Consider the following 13,613-nt stretch of genomic DNA (forward strand, 5'->3'; position numbering starts at 1 on the left):
GAGTGGACCGTCCGGGACGCCGGTCGGTCAGGCGGTCAACTCGTCCGCGAGGGCACGCAGGGCGAGGCGGTAGGAGCCGATGCCGAATCCGGCCACGGTCCCCGTGGCGACGGGCGCCACCACGGAGTTGTGCCGGAATTCCTCCCGCGCGTACGGGTTCGAGATGTGCACCTCGATCAGCGGGGCGGTGCGCTGGGCCGCCGCGTCCCGCATTCCGTACGAGTAGTGGGTGAAGGCTCCTGGGTTGAGCACGACCGGAATCGAACCGTCCGCGGCTTCGTGGAGCCAGCTGATCAGCTCTCCCTCGTCGTTGGTCTCCCGCACGTCGACGTCGAAGCCGAGCTCCCTGCCGAGTGCCTGGCAGGTCTCGACGAGTCCGGCGTAGGAGGTGGCGCCGTACACATCGGGCTCCCGGGAGCCGAGCCGGCCGAGGTTCGGGCCGTTGAGGACGAGAACCCGGCGGGTCACGCCGACACCTCCCCGTAGGCGGCGAGCAGCACGGCCGGGTCGGGCCCCTCCAGCACGGTGGGCCTGCCGAGGCCGTCGAGGACGATGAAGCGCAGCAGGTCGCCGCGGGACTTCTTGTCGACCCTCATGTTCTCCAGCAGCTTGGGCCACTGGTCGCCGCGGTAGGTGAGCGGCAGTCCGACGGACTCCAGGACGGCCCGGTGCCGGTCGGCGGTCGCGTCGTCCAGGCGGCCGGCCAGACGGCCCAGTTCGGCGGCGAAGACCATGCCGACCGAGACGGCCGCGCCGTGCCTCCACTTGTAGCGCTCGTTCTTCTCGATCGCGTGGGCCAGGGTGTGGCCGTAGTTCAGGATCTCGCGTCGGCCGGACTCCTTGAGGTCGCCCGAGACGACCTCGGCCTTGACCCGGATGGCTCGCTCGATCAGCTCGGCCGTGTGCGCTCCGGTGGGGGTGCGGGCACCTTCCGGATCCGCCTCGATGAGGTCCAGGATCACCGGGTCGGCGATGAAGCCGGCCTTGATGATCTCGGCCAGGCCGCTGACGTAGTCGTGTACGGGCAGCGAGTCCAGCGCGGCCAGGTCGCAGAGGACCCCGGCGGGCGGGTGGAAGGCGCCGACGAGGTTCTTGCCCTCGGCGGTGTTGATGCCGGTCTTGCCGCCGACGGCCGCGTCGACCATGGCCAGCACGGTCGTCGGTACGGCGATCCAGCGCACCCCGCGCAGCCAGCTCGCCGCGACGAATCCGGCCACGTCCGTGGTGGCTCCGCCGCCGACGCCGACGATGACGTCGGTACGGGTGAAGCCGGTCTGCCCGAGCGCCTTCCAGCAGTACGCCGCGACCTCGACGGTCTTGGCCTCCTCGGCGTTCGGCACCTGGATCGCGATGGCCTCGTAGCCCTGCTCGGCAAGGTCCTGACGGACCGCCTCACCGGTCTCGGCGAGCGCCTCGGGGTGCAGCACCGCGACGCGCTTGGCGCGGTCGCCGATGAGCGCGGGCAGCTCGCCCAGCAGCTGACGGCCGACCAGCACCTCGTACGGGTCGGTGCCCGCGCTGCCTGCGATCGGGATACGGATGGGGCCCTGCTCGGTCATGGTGTGTTCTCCCGGCCGGGGGCGACGGGATCGTCCGCGCTCTCCGGCAGTTCCAGTGCGTCGAGGACCGCCTGGGCGACCTCTTCGGGGGTGCGCTCGTCGGTGGCGACGGTCACCCGGGCCACCTCGGTGTACAGGTGCCGGCGGGCGTCCATCAGCTCGCGCCACTGCCGGCGCGGGTTGACCGCGAGGAGCGGGCGGGCGGCGTTCAGGCCGACCCGCTTGACGGCCTCCTCCACGTCCATCGAGAGATAGACGACGGGGTGGTCGGCGAGCAGCGCACGGGTCGTGTCGTCGAGCACGGCGCCGCCGCCGAGGGCGAGGACACCCGTGTGCTCGGCGAGGGCGGTGTGCACCGCCCGGCGCTCCAGCTCACGGAAGTGCTCCTCGCCCTCGTCGTAGAAGATCTCCGCGATCGGCTTGCCGGCCGTGGCCACGACGTCCGCGTCGGTGTCCCGGTAGGAGGCGCCGAGCCGGTCGGCGAGCAGTTCGCCCACCGTGGACTTGCCGACGCCCATCGGACCGACGAGGACGATCAGCGGGCCGCTCATCGGATCTGCAGGTGGTCGAGGTACGACTGCACATTGCGGCGGGTCTCGGTGACGCTGTCCCCGCCGAACTTCTCGGCGACGGCGTCGGCGAGCACCAGGGCGACCATCGCCTCGGCGACGATGCCCGCGGCCGGTACGGCACAGACATCGGAGCGCTGGTGGTGGGCCTTGGCGGGTTCGCCGGTGACGACGTCGACGGTGGCGAGCGCGCGCGGCACGGTCGCGATGGGCTTCATCGCGGCGCGCACCCGCAGCAGCTCACCGGTGGTCAGACCGCCCTCGGTGCCGCCGGAGCGGCCGGAGGCGCGCTTGATGCCGTCCTCGGTGACCAGGATCTCGTCGTGCGCCTGGGAACCGGGGACCCGGGCCAGGTCGAAGCCGTCGCCGACCTCGACCCCCTTGATGGCCTGGATGCCCATCAGCGCCGCGGCGAGCCGGGCGTCGAGCCGGCGGTCCCAGTGGACGTGCGAGCCGAGACCGACCGGCACCCCGTACGCGAGGACCTCCACCACACCGCCGAGGGTGTCGCCGTCCTTGTGGGCCTGGTCGATCTCGGCGACCATCGCCTTGCTCGCCTCGGCGTCCAGGCAGCGCACCGGGTCGGCGTCGAGGCGCTCGACGTCGGCGGGCGTGGGGTAGACGCCGTAGGGCGCCTTGGCCGCGGCCAGTTCGACGACGTGGCTGACGATCTCGATGCCCGCGGTCTCCTTGAGGTAGGACCGGGCGACGGCGCCGAGCGCGACCCTGGCCGCGGTCTCCCGTGCGCTGGCGCGCTCCAGGATCGGCCGGGCCTCGTCGAAGCCGTACTTCTGCATGCCGGCGAGGTCGGCGTGTCCGGGGCGGGGGCGGGTCAGCGGGGCGTTGCGGGCGAGTGCGGCCAGCTCCTCCGGGTCGACCGGGTCGGCCGCCATGACCTGCTCCCACTTGGGCCACTCGGTGTTGCCCACCATCACGGCGACCGGGGAGCCCATGGTGAGACCGTGGCGCACGCCGCCGAGGAAGGTGACCTCGTCCTTCTCGAACTTCATCCGCGCACCGCGGCCGTAGCCGAGCCGCCGCCGGGCGAGTGCGTCCGCCACCATCTCCGTGGTGATCGGGACACCGGCGGGAAGCCCCTCCAGCGTCGCCACGAGTGCGGGACCGTGCGACTCCCCCGCGGTCAGCCAACGCAACCTGCTCAACGGTGCTCCTCCTGCTCGCGCCTGGAACTGCGACGGCGCGACCGGGTGCGCGGCCCTGGCCCGCCGTCTTTGATCCTCCCACGGACGGACGCATGGACCGGCCGCCGGTCCAGCAGACGGACGCATGGACGTCCTCGGGAGCCCGGGTCAGCGGGCAGCGAGCGCCGCTTCCCCGGCCCGCCGCATGGCCCCGAGCGGTGCGGGCGCACGGCCCGTCATCTGTTCGACCTGGAGGACGGCCTGGTGCACCAGCAGGTCGAGACCTCCGACGACCGCGCCGCCGCGGGCCGCCCAGGCCGCGGCCAGTCCGGTCGGCCAGGGTTCGTAGAGGACGTCGAAGAGAGTGCCGGGCCGCTCCGGTACGGCGCCGGTGAGCCCGTCGGTGGTGCCCGCCGGGGTGGTGGCGACGACCAGCGGGGCGTGCAGCGCCTGCTCGGCCTCGGTCCAGTCGGAGATCCGGACGTCGACGCCCAGGCGTTCGCCCCAGCCGCGCATCTCCTGGCCGCGTTCCCGGCTGCGGACGTACGCCGTGACCGGTCCCGTGCAGATCCCGGACAGCGCGGCGAGCGCCGAGGACGCGGTCGCTCCGGCCCCCAGCACGGCAGCGGACTCCACCTTCTCCACGCCTCGCTCGCGCAGGGCCGCGACCATGCCGGGGATGTCGGTGTTGTCGCCGGTCCGCCGACCGTCCTCGGTGAACACGACCGTGTTCACCGCTTCGACCGAGGAGGCCGTCTCGCTGACGGAGTCCAGCAGCGGGATGATCGCTCGCTTCAACGGCATGGTCAGCGACAGTCCGGCCCAGGAGGAGTCCAGGCCCTCGATGAAGCCGGGCAGCGCCTGCTCGTCGATCTCGAACCGGTCATAGGCCCAGTCGGTGAGGCCGAGTTCGGCGTACGCGGCCCGGTGCAGGACCGGGGAGAGCGAGTGGGCGATGGGTGAGCCGAGCACGGCCGCCCGTCGGCGCCCGTCAGTCGAGAGCATCGAACTTTTCCTTGAGCTTCAGGAATTCCTGATAGTTCTTGGCGAACTCGGTCTTGCTGTTTCCGTCGGTCGCCACGAAGTAGATCCAGCCGTCCGTGGTCGGATGCAGCACGGCCGCCAGTGCCTCGGCTCCCGGATTGCCGATCGGGCCAGGAGTGAGGCCCTTCTGCGTGTACGTGTTGTACGGATCGCGGTTCTGCTTGATCTCGTTCTCAGTGATCTTGATCTCGCTCTGACCCTTGAGATAGTTGTATGTCGAATCGAACTGGAGATAGCGATTGGTCTCCGTATTCGTGACCTTGAGGCGGTTGTAGACGACTTCGGCCATCTTCCGGAAGTCGTCGTGCGTCTTGCCCTCGGCCTGGACCAGGCTGGCCGTCGTGAGCAGTTGCCAGGCATTGTCCAGGTTGTGCTTCTTGGCGTTGCCCTCGAGATCGAGTTTGTCGTACTCGGAATCGGCCCGCTCGACCATCTTCTTGAGGACGTCCTCCGGCTTCATCCCCTTGACCACGGGGTAGGCCGCCGGGAAGAGGAAGCCCTCCAGCGGGTCCTTGAGTTCCGGATGGTTCTCGGCCCATTGCGGGAGCCCCAGGCTGCCCACGTTCTTCTTGGCGACGCCGCGAGTGGTGCCGTCCTTGAGGCCCAGCTTCTGGTCGATCTTCGCGTAGACCTGACTGTTGCGCCAACCCTCCGGGATGACGAGCAGATTCTGGCTCTTCGGGTCGAGCATCATCTTCACGGCCTCGGCCGCGGACATCTTCTCGTGGAGCAGATACACGCCCGCCTGGATCGACTTGCCCTTGGGGTTCTTGTTCTGCGCTTCGACGAACGCGTCGACGCTCTTGACGACACCCTTCTGCTTCAGGATGTTGCCGATGTCGTAGCCGTAGGCGTTCTTCTGGATCTCGACCTCGACCTCGCCGCTGCCCGTCCCGGTGTAGTCGGGCGCCGCGCCGAACTTGTCCTGCCAGAAGGAGTAGCCGAGGTAGGCCACCGTACCGACACCGCCGACCAGCACCAGCGAGACGACCAGGCAGGCACAGCCGCTGCGGCCCTTCTTCTTGCCCTTGCCGCCCCGGCGTTCGCGACTGCCGCGGCGCGACTCGCGCGGGTCGTCACCGTCATCGTCGTCGTACGCGTCGTCGCTGTCACGGCGGGCATCACGGTCGTCGCGGTCGTCGGTGCCCGTGAAGAAGGGGTGGGTCTCCTCCGGCTCGGCCTCCGGGTCCCAGTCGGGACTCTGCGTCGGGGCCGGCCCGGCTGCCCCGCGGCGGCTCGGGGGCTGCGGCGGCGGATAGGCCTCCGGCGTGCCGTAGGGGTCGTGCGTCTCGCCGTAGCCGCCCTGCCCGCCGCCGTACGGGTCGGCCTGCTGGGCGGGGTAGGGCATCGCGGCGGGCTGCTGTCCGGTACCCCAGCCGCCGTTGCCGTACGGGTCCTGCTGGGGCTGCTGCTGGGGCTGCTGCTGCGCATACGGATCCTGCGGGACCCCGTACGGAGGCTGCTGCGGGTAGTGCTGTTGCGCGTAAGGGTCCTGCGGGACGCCGTACGGGTCCTGCGGCTGCTGCCCGTACGGGTCCTGGGGATAGGGCTGCTGCCCGCCGCCGTACTGGCTCCGGCCGTGGGCGGACTGCTGCCCTCCCCATCCCTGATCCCCGTACAGGGGGTCCTCGGGATGCCACGGTTCGGAGCCGGAACCCCGGCCATACTCAGTCATCTATCCCCTAGAGCCGCGAGACGCCATTCCGCCTCTTTGCTGTGCGGTGTCTGTTCGAACCCCGCCGCATCGCGCGGAACGTTACCGTATCGCGATCAGGGGGCCACTTCGACGCCTTCGCCGGGTGCTTTGCCCGACGCCCGTTCGGACTCCAGAGCGTTCTGCAGGATCACCACAGCGGCAGCCTGGTCGATGACCGAACGGCCCTTCTTGGACTTCACGCCCGAAGCGCGCAGCCCCTGCCCGGCCGTCACCGTGGTCATCCTCTCGTCCACCAGTCTTACCGGAATCGGAGAGACCGCACGGGCGAACTCCTGGGCGAAGACCCGGATCTTGGCGGCCGCGGGGCCCTCGCCCCCGCCGAGGGAGCGCGGCAGACCGATGATGACCTCGATCGGCTCGTACTCCTCGACGATCTGTCCCAGCCGCCGGTGGGCCGCCGGGACATCCCGTCCCGGAACGGTCTCCACCGGCGTGGCGAGGATCCCGTCGGGGTCGCACGAGGCGACCCCGATCCGGGCGTCCCCGACGTCGATCGCGAGTCGACGGCCCCGGCGCATCCCCGTCACCTCCGTCGTCACGCCGTCTCGGTGACGAGGCGTTCGACGGCGGCAACGGCGGCGCCGATGGCCTCGGGGTCCTGGCCGCCGCCCTGGGCGACGTCCGGCTTGCCGCCGCCACCGCCGCCGAGGGTCTTGGCCGCCGTGCGGACCAGGTCACCGGCCTTGAGCCCGCGCTCACGGGCGGCCTCGTTGGTGGCGATCACGGTCAGCGGGCGGCCGTTCGCCGTGGTGAACAGGGCCACGACGGCCGGCCGGCCGCCCTGGATACGGCCACGGACGTCGAGGACGAGCCTGCGCAGGTCGTCGGCCGTGGTGCCGTCCGGGACCTGACCGGTGACCAGGGCGACGCCCCGTACGTCCTTCGCGGACTCGACCAGTCCGGCGGCGGCCTGGAGGACCTTCTCCGCGCGGAACTTCTCGATCTCCTTCTCGGCGTCCTTCAGCTTGCCGAGCATGCCGGCGATCTTCTCGGGCAGCTCCTCGGGGCGGCCCTTGACCAGTTCCTGGAGCTGGGCGACGACCGTGTGCTCCCGGGCGAGGAAGTTGTACGCGTCGACACCGACGAGGGCCTCGATGCGGCGCACACCGGAACCGATGGACGACTCGCCGAGCAGCTTGACCAGACCCAGCTGGGCGGTGTTGTGGACGTGCGTACCGCCGCAGAGCTCCTTGGAGAAGTCGCCGATGGTGACGACCCGGACCCGCTCGCCGTACTTCTCGCCGAACTCGGCGATGGCGCCCTGCTTCTTGGCCTCGGCGATCGGCATGACCTCGGCCTGGACGTCGAGTTCGCGGGCGAGGACCTCGTTGATCTTCTGCTCGACGTCGGTGAGGACCGTGCCGGGTACGGCGGCGGGCGAGCCGAAGTCGAACCGGAAGCGGCCCGGCGAGTTCTCCGAACCGGCCTGGGCGGCCGTCGGGCCCAGCGCGTCGCGCAGCGCCTGGTGCGTGAGGTGCGTGGCGCTGTGGGCGCGGGCGATGGCGCGGCGGCGGGTGGTGTCGATGGCGGCGTAGGCGCTGGCGCCGACGGTCACCTCGCCGACCTGGACCGTCCCCTTGTGGACGGAGATGCCGGGCACGGGCTGCTGGACGTCGCGGACGTGGATGACCGCGCCGCTGTCGAGCCTGATCCGCCCCTGGTCGGCGAGCTGACCGCCGCCCTCGGCGTAGAACGGGGTGCGGTCCAGCACGACCTCGACCTCGTCGCCCTCGGTGGCGGCGGGCGAGGGCACGCCGTCGACGAGCAGGCCGACGACGGTCGACTCGCCCTCGGTGGCGGTGTAGCCGGTGAACTCGGTGATGCCGGAGTTGTCGGCGACCTCGCGGTAGGCGGAGAGGTCGGCGTGGCCGGTCTTCTTGGCCTTGGCGTCGGCCTTGGCCCGCTCCCGCTGTTCCCGCATCAGACGGCGGAAGCCGTCCTCGTCCACCGAGAGGCCCTGTTCGGCGGCCATCTCCAGGGTGAGGTCGATCGGGAAGCCCCAGGTGTCGTGGAGCAGGAAGGCCTTGTCGCCGGCGAGGACCTTGCCACCGGCGGCCTTGGTCTCGGTGACGGCGGCGTCGAGGATGTTGGTGCCGCCCTTGAGGGCCTTGAGGAAGGCGGCCTCCTCGGCCAGGGCGACCGTCTCGATGCGCTTGCGGTCGGTGATGAGTTCCGGGTACTGCTGCCCCATCGTGTCGATCACGACGGCGACCAGGTCCTTCACGACCGGGCCGGTGGCGCCCAGCAGACGCATGTTGCGGATGGCGCGGCGCATGATGCGGCGCAGCACGTAGCCGCGGCCCTCGTTGCCGGGAGTGACGCCGTCGCCGATCAGCATCACGGAGGTACGGATGTGGTCGGCGACCACACGGAGCGAGACGTCCGAACCGTGCTCGGCGCCGTACCGCACACCGGTCAGCTCGGTGGCCTTGTCCATGACGACGCGCAGGGTGTCGGTCTCGTACATGTTCTGCACGCCCTGCAGGATCATGGCGAGGCGTTCCAGGCCCAGACCCGTGTCGATGTTCTTCGACGGCAGGTCGCCGAGGATCGGGAAGTCCTCCTTGCCGTCACCGGCACCCCGCTCGAACTGCATGAAGACCAGGTTCCAGATCTCCACGTAGCGCTCGTCGTTGACGGCCGGGCCGCCCTCGACGCCGAACTCGGGGCCGCGGTCGTAGTTGATCTCGGAGCAGGGACCGCAGGGACCGGGGACGCCCATGGACCAGAAGTTGTCCTTCTTGCCCAGGCGCTGGATGCGCTCGGCCGGTACCCCGACCTTGTCGCGCCAGATGGCCTCGGCCTCGTCGTCGTCCAGATAGACCGTGATCCACAGCCGCTCGGGGTCGAGACCGAAGCCGCCGTCCGCCACGGAGCTGGTCAGCAGCTCCCAGGCGAACGTGATGGCGCCTTCCTTGAAGTAGTCGCCGAAGGAGAAGTTTCCACACATCTGGAAGAACGTGCCGTGCCGGGTGGTCTTGCCGACCTCCTCGATGTCCGGCGTACGGACACACTTCTGCACGCTGGTGACGCGCGGGGCGGGCGGCTTGACCTCACCGAGGAAGTACGGCTTGAAGGGCACCATGCCCGCGGGGACCAGCAGCAGAGTCGGGTCGTCCGCGATGAGCGACGCCGAAGGGACGACGGTGTGACCGCGCTCCTCGAAGAAGCTCAGCCAGCGGCGACGAATTTCAGCCGACTCCATCAGTGGTCCTCATTCCGGTTGTACGAGTTGTAGGGGAGCTTGCGGTGGTTCGTGACATCGAGGGCCCGGTCCGGGCCGACGGGCTCGGCCGCCTCGACGACGACATGACGCCGCACCGGGGGGCCGGGGTCGACGGGCGCCTCCAGGCCCAGCGCCTCGCCCAGTTCGGCCTCGCGCCGGACCATCGACTCACGGACGTCGAGCGCGAAGTCCCTGACCTTGTGGCCCGTCTCGATCGCCTTGTCCGCGGCCTGCGCGGCGAGACTCTCGGGGGTCAGTTGCTTGAGCTTCCGGTTCACCTTGGCGGTGGCCCATACACCGGCGGCGGCGCCGGCGGTGAACCAGAACGTACGGCGGAACATCGCTGCGTCAGTCCTTCGGTCCGCGGGAGATTCTGCCGTTGCGCTTCCGTCCGCGGCCGGACGGTACGGTGCGGCCGACGATCACGGTCCGGCGGTCGGCCCTGCGGTCGGGCTCCGGTTCCGGCCCGGTCCTGCGGCCGATGGCCTGCCGTACCCCGTAGCCGAACGCCGCGACCTTGACGAGCGGGCCGCCGAAGGCCGAGGCCACCGTGGTGGAGAGCGCCGAGGCGTTCGAGGTGACTTCCTGGACGTCCGTCGCGATCGCGTCGACCTTGTCGAGCTGGGTCTGCGCGGAGCGCACGGTGGCGGAGGCGTCGGCAAGCAGCGGGACCGCCTGCTCCGTCACGCTCGCCACGAGTTCGGTGGTCGCCCTGAGCGTCTGGGCCAGCCTCACCAGCACGACGGCGAGGAACGAAACCAGGATCGCCCAGAAGACGGCCACCAGGATCCCGGCCACCTCTCCACCGGACACAGTGCACCGCTCTCTAGCTTGTCGCTGTCTTAAGTACTGTCTCTGTCTGTCTCGGTCCGGCGACGGCTGCCGCAACAGCCGATCGTCGTCTCCCGAGCCTATCGCGCCGGTGGTTGCGCCCCGTACCGCATTACCCACGGCAGGACCGCACCTTCCGAGACGATCGCACGGAGCGCATTCCTGGCGGCACTCTGCGTGCTCCACGGCGAAGGCCCGCCACCTCCCGTACATCGGAAAGGGGCGGGCCTGAGCGCCGGTGAGAGCGACTGCGCCTGGATCAGCGGGCGTAGTACTCGACGACGAGCTGCTCGTCGCAGATCACGGGGATTTCCTTGCGGTTCGGGTCCCGGTCAAGGCGGAAGGCCAGGGCCTTCAGGTTCACCTGCAGGTAGCGCGGGGTCTCACCCTCGGGGGCGTAGCCACCCTCGCGAGCAACCTGGAAGGGGTGCTTGTCACGGCTGCGCTCGCGGACCATCACGACGTTGTCGGGACGGACACGGAACGAGGGCTTGTCGACCTTGCGGCCGTCGACCTCGATGTGACCGTGCACGACCATCTGGCGGGCCTGGTAGATGGTGCGGGCGATGCCCGAACGCAGGACCAGGGCGTCGAGACGACGCTCGAGCTCGACGACGAGCGCCTCGCCCGTCTTGCCCTCGGCCTTCTTGGCGCGGTCGTAGGCACGCGCCATCTGGCGCTCGCTGATGTCGTACTGGGCACGCAGACGCTGCTTCTCCAGCAGACGGACCTTGTAGTCCGAGTTCTGCTTGCGCCCACGGCCGTGCTCGCCCGGCGGGTAGGGGCGGGCCTCGAAGTACTTGACAGCCTTCGGCGTCAGCGCAATGCCGAGCGCGCGGCTCTTCTTGACCTTGGGACGCGACTGGTTAGGCACGTTCTCCAGACCTCCGTTGTAGGTTAGGTACACCTTATTCGTGGAGATCGCATGTCTCGCCCGGGGAACACCACTCACGTCACGGCAGCACTGACAGCGTCGACACCTCCACAGATGGGGTGCCGATACGACGGAGGACCGATCAGATCGTGGTCAGCCGCGTCCCGGCGGGCTTGAAACCACTCGGATGCCGTCAGCAGCCGAGCGCACACGAACTCCCGTACAGGATACCTGCTCGGCGGCAGTGCTCGTCCCGGGGGGCCCGCGCCGGGCGCGGAACGGGTCCCGGCACGTCCCGTCGTCAGCCTGCAAAGCGGCCCTGGAGCCGCTCACGGACCCGCTCGACGACGTCCGCGTAACGCGCCTCCGCGCCATAACGCGTGGGCCGGTAGTACTGCTTGTCGCGTACGGCTTCCGGGGCGTACTGCTGGGCGGCGATGCCACCGGGGACGTCGTGCGGATACACATAGCCCTGGGCGTGCCCCAGTTTGGCGGCGCCCTTGTAGTGGCCGTCCCGCAGATGTGCCGGGACCGGACCCGCCAGCCCCTTCCGTACGTCCTCCTGCGCGGCGAAGATCGCCAGCGTCGCGGCATTGGACTTGGGGGCGAGGGCCAGGGCGATGGTGGCATGGCTCAGGGTGAGCGCGGCCTCGGGGAAACCGATCATCGCGACCGCCTGGGCTGCCGCGACGGCGGTGGGCAGTGCCGTGGGATCGGCGAGACCGATGTCCTCGCTGGCCGAGATCATCAGCCGTCGGGCGATGAACCGGGGGTCCTCCCCCGCCTCGATCATCCGGGCCAGATAGTGCAGTGCGGCGTCCACGTCGGAGCCGCGGATCGACTTGATGAGCGCACTCGCCACGTCGTAGTGCTGGTCGCCGTCCCGGTCGTAGGTGACGGCGGCGCGGTCGACGGTCTCCTCCAGGGTCAGGAGGGTGATCTCCTTCTCCTGCTTGTCCAGCGCCGCACCGGCCGCGGCCTCCAGCGCGGTCAGCGCCCGCCGGGCGTCACCGCCCGCGATGCGCAGCAGATGGGCCTCGGCGTCCTCGGGCAGCGCCACCGCGTCGCCCAGGCCGCGCTCGTCGGTCAGGGCGCGCCTCAGCAGGCCGCGCAGATCGTCGTCGGTCAGCGGCTCCAAAGTGAGCAGCAGCGAGCGCGACAGGAGGGGCGAGATCACCGAGAAATACGGATTCTCGGTGGTCGCGGCGATCAGGGTCACCCAGCGGTTCTCCACCGCCGGCAGCAGCGAGTCCTGCTGGGCCTTGGAGAAGCGGTGGATCTCGTCGAGGAAGAGGACGGTCTCCTTGCCGTATCCGCCGGTGGCGCGGCGGGCGCCCTCGATGACGGCCCGTACTTCCTTGACGCCCGCGGTGATCGCGGAGAGTTCGACGAAGCGCTTGTTGGTGGCCTTGCTGACGACGTACGCCAGCGTCGTCTTCCCGATGCCGGGCGGGCCCCAGAGAATCACCGACGACGGACCTGCGGGCCCGCCGTTCCCCTCGCCGACGAGTCGGCGCAACGGCGAGCCCGGCTTGAGCAGATGCTGCTGCCCGACGACCTCGTCGAGGGTTCGGGGGCGCATCCGGACAGCCAGCGGGCTCCTGGACGGGTCCTTCTCCTGGCGGTCTTCGGCAGCAGCGGTAAAGAGGTCGGGCTCCACGTCCTGAAGCCTATTCCACCTCTCCGACATCCCTGCCGGGCCGGTCGTCCCGGCCGGGACGACCGGGCGGTCAGCTCGTCCAGAAGTCCCACCAGCGCGTCAGGATCAGCATGCCGATGATGCCGATCCACAGCACCGGCGGCACCCAGTGGAACTCCGCCAGTCCTGTGCGCAGCCAGTTCGGGGCGGGCAGGATCCGGTGCTCGATGTTGTGCGCGGTGACGTAGCAGAACATGACGATCGTGGCGACCCAGGCCAGGCAGCACCACAGGCAGAGCGAGTTGATGTTGTAGAGCGACTGGTACTGGAGCCAGGTGCAGAAACCGACGCCGAACAGCGTGCCGGCGTTCATCCCGAGCCAGTACCAGCTGCGGAATCGGGCGCCCGCGAGCAGCGCGAGGCCGATGCCGATGATCACGGGGTAGGCGGCGAGACCGAGCATCGGGTTCGGGAAGCCGAAGGCGGACGCCTGCTCGCTCTTCATGATGTTGCCGCAGGCGACGACCGGGTTGAGACTGCAGCCCGGGGTGAAGTTCGGGTCCTCCAGCAACTTGAACTTGTCGATGGTGATGACCCAGGCGGCAAGAAGTCCGGCTGCGCCCGTGATCACCAGCAGCAGTGCGAACGCCCGACTGCCGCCGATGGTCCTCTTCCCGCCGTCCTCGTCCTGGTCGGAGGAGGGATGGTCAACCGCTGCAGTCGTCATATCTCTCGTTCCATCAGTGAGTGGCCTGCTGGGCAGGGACATTGTGCCGCACTGCACCACTGCCGTTCTGTTCGACGGACATAAAGACGTACGGGGAAACCTGCGCCTCGTGGGCGGGGATCACGCGGTCCTTGCGTCGCTCCGACCCGTGCGCGACGGGCCCCGGGGACGCTGCCTGCGCGGGTGGCGGGGAGAAGCGGCCACCGCGGCCGGGTCCGGACGCGGCGTCGGCCCGGCGCCGTCGGCCTTCTTGGCCGGAACCGGTTCGGCAGGATGAATCCGCCG

13 protein-coding genes are annotated in these 13,613 nt (G+C 69.9%); all 13 read right to left on the reverse strand.

The window, feature by feature from the left end:
• Window positions 1–27: 27 nt before the first annotated feature.
• Complete coding sequence (aroQ, locus tag AB0L71_RS02510; RefSeq protein WP_365237008.1) at window positions 28–468, reverse strand: type II 3-dehydroquinate dehydratase; 441 nt, start codon at window positions 466–468, stop codon at window positions 28–30.
• Entirely contained in the window at window positions 465–1,559 is a 1,095-nt protein-coding gene (gene aroB / locus AB0L71_RS02515) for a 3-dehydroquinate synthase (RefSeq protein ID WP_365237010.1), read from the reverse strand. Before aroB ends, aroQ begins: the two co-directional genes overlap by 4 nt.
• The gene (locus tag AB0L71_RS02520) at window positions 1,556–2,110 is read right to left on the reverse strand and encodes a shikimate kinase (protein WP_365237012.1); all 555 of its coding nucleotides are present in this window, start codon (window positions 2,108–2,110) and stop codon (window positions 1,556–1,558) included. Before AB0L71_RS02520 ends, aroB begins: the two co-directional genes overlap by 4 nt.
• Entirely contained in the window at window positions 2,107–3,291 is a 1,185-nt protein-coding gene (aroC, locus tag AB0L71_RS02525) for a chorismate synthase (protein ID WP_365237014.1), read from the reverse strand. The genes AB0L71_RS02520 and aroC overlap by 4 nt, the downstream gene beginning before the upstream one ends.
• A gap of 147 nt (window positions 3,292–3,438) precedes the next feature.
• Entirely contained in the window at window positions 3,439–4,275 is an 837-nt protein-coding gene (locus tag AB0L71_RS02530) for a shikimate dehydrogenase (RefSeq protein WP_365237016.1), read from the reverse strand.
• On the reverse strand, window positions 4,262–5,989 hold the full coding sequence (gene mltG, locus AB0L71_RS02535; protein ID WP_365237018.1) for an endolytic transglycosylase MltG: 1,728 nt from the start codon (window positions 5,987–5,989) through the stop codon (window positions 4,262–4,264). The genes AB0L71_RS02530 and mltG overlap by 14 nt, the downstream gene beginning before the upstream one ends.
• 95 nt (window positions 5,990–6,084) lie before the next feature.
• Entirely contained in the window at window positions 6,085–6,549 is a 465-nt protein-coding gene (gene ruvX, locus AB0L71_RS02540; protein WP_365237455.1) for a Holliday junction resolvase RuvX, read from the reverse strand.
• Window positions 6,550–6,566: 17 nt separating this feature from the next.
• Window positions 6,567–9,236 (reverse strand): alanine--tRNA ligase, encoded by a 2,670-nt coding sequence (gene alaS / locus AB0L71_RS02545; protein WP_365237020.1) that lies wholly within the window; start codon window positions 9,234–9,236, stop codon window positions 6,567–6,569.
• Window positions 9,236–9,598 carry a hypothetical protein gene (locus AB0L71_RS02550; protein ID WP_365237022.1) on the reverse strand — a complete coding sequence of 121 codons (363 nt, stop codon included), beginning with the start codon at window positions 9,596–9,598 and terminating at the stop codon, window positions 9,236–9,238. The genes alaS and AB0L71_RS02550 overlap by 1 nt, the downstream gene beginning before the upstream one ends.
• 7 nt (window positions 9,599–9,605) lie before the next feature.
• A complete protein-coding gene (locus AB0L71_RS02555; protein WP_365237457.1) occupies window positions 9,606–10,055 on the reverse strand; it encodes a DUF948 domain-containing protein in 450 nt (149 codons plus the stop codon).
• Window positions 10,056–10,347: 292 nt separating this feature from the next.
• Window positions 10,348–10,962 carry a 30S ribosomal protein S4 gene (rpsD, locus tag AB0L71_RS02560; protein WP_365237023.1) on the reverse strand — a complete coding sequence of 205 codons (615 nt, stop codon included), beginning with the start codon at window positions 10,960–10,962 and terminating at the stop codon, window positions 10,348–10,350.
• A gap of 301 nt (window positions 10,963–11,263) precedes the next feature.
• Window positions 11,264–12,622: a replication-associated recombination protein A gene (locus tag AB0L71_RS02565; RefSeq protein ID WP_365237025.1), complete on the reverse strand. Its 1,359-nt coding sequence runs from the start codon at window positions 12,620–12,622 to the stop codon at window positions 11,264–11,266.
• A 70-nt stretch (window positions 12,623–12,692) separates the two neighbouring features.
• A complete protein-coding gene (locus AB0L71_RS02570; RefSeq protein ID WP_365237027.1) occupies window positions 12,693–13,328 on the reverse strand; it encodes a vitamin K epoxide reductase family protein in 636 nt (211 codons plus the stop codon).
• Window positions 13,329–13,613: the final 285 nt, after the last annotated feature.

The organism is Streptomyces sp. NPDC052052 (genome assembly GCF_040680455.1).
Lineage (GTDB): Bacteria > Actinomycetota > Actinomycetes > Streptomycetales > Streptomycetaceae > Streptomyces.

What these genes read in the sequence shown, in the direction of transcription:
- ruvX (WP_365237455.1), bottom strand. Translation starts at nt 6,549, where the DNA reads ATGCGCCGGGGCCGTCGACTCGCGATCGACGTCGGGGACGCCCGGATC.
- AB0L71_RS02520 (WP_365237012.1), bottom strand. Translation starts at nt 2,110, where the DNA reads ATGAGCGGCCCGCTGATCGTCCTCGTCGGTCCGATGGGCGTCGGCAAG.
- mltG (WP_365237018.1), bottom strand. Translation starts at nt 5,989, where the DNA reads ATGACTGAGTATGGCCGGGGTTCCGGCTCCGAACCGTGGCATCCCGAG.
- AB0L71_RS02570 (WP_365237027.1), bottom strand. Translation starts at nt 13,328, where the DNA reads ATGACGACTGCAGCGGTTGACCATCCCTCCTCCGACCAGGACGAGGAC.
- alaS (WP_365237020.1), bottom strand. Translation starts at nt 9,236, where the DNA reads ATGGAGTCGGCTGAAATTCGTCGCCGCTGGCTGAGCTTCTTCGAGGAG.
- aroB (WP_365237010.1), bottom strand. Translation starts at nt 1,559, where the DNA reads ATGACCGAGCAGGGCCCCATCCGTATCCCGATCGCAGGCAGCGCGGGC.
- AB0L71_RS02530 (WP_365237016.1), bottom strand. Translation starts at nt 4,275, where the DNA reads ATGCTCTCGACTGACGGGCGCCGACGGGCGGCCGTGCTCGGCTCACCC.
- AB0L71_RS02550 (WP_365237022.1), bottom strand. Translation starts at nt 9,598, where the DNA reads ATGTTCCGCCGTACGTTCTGGTTCACCGCCGGCGCCGCCGCCGGTGTA.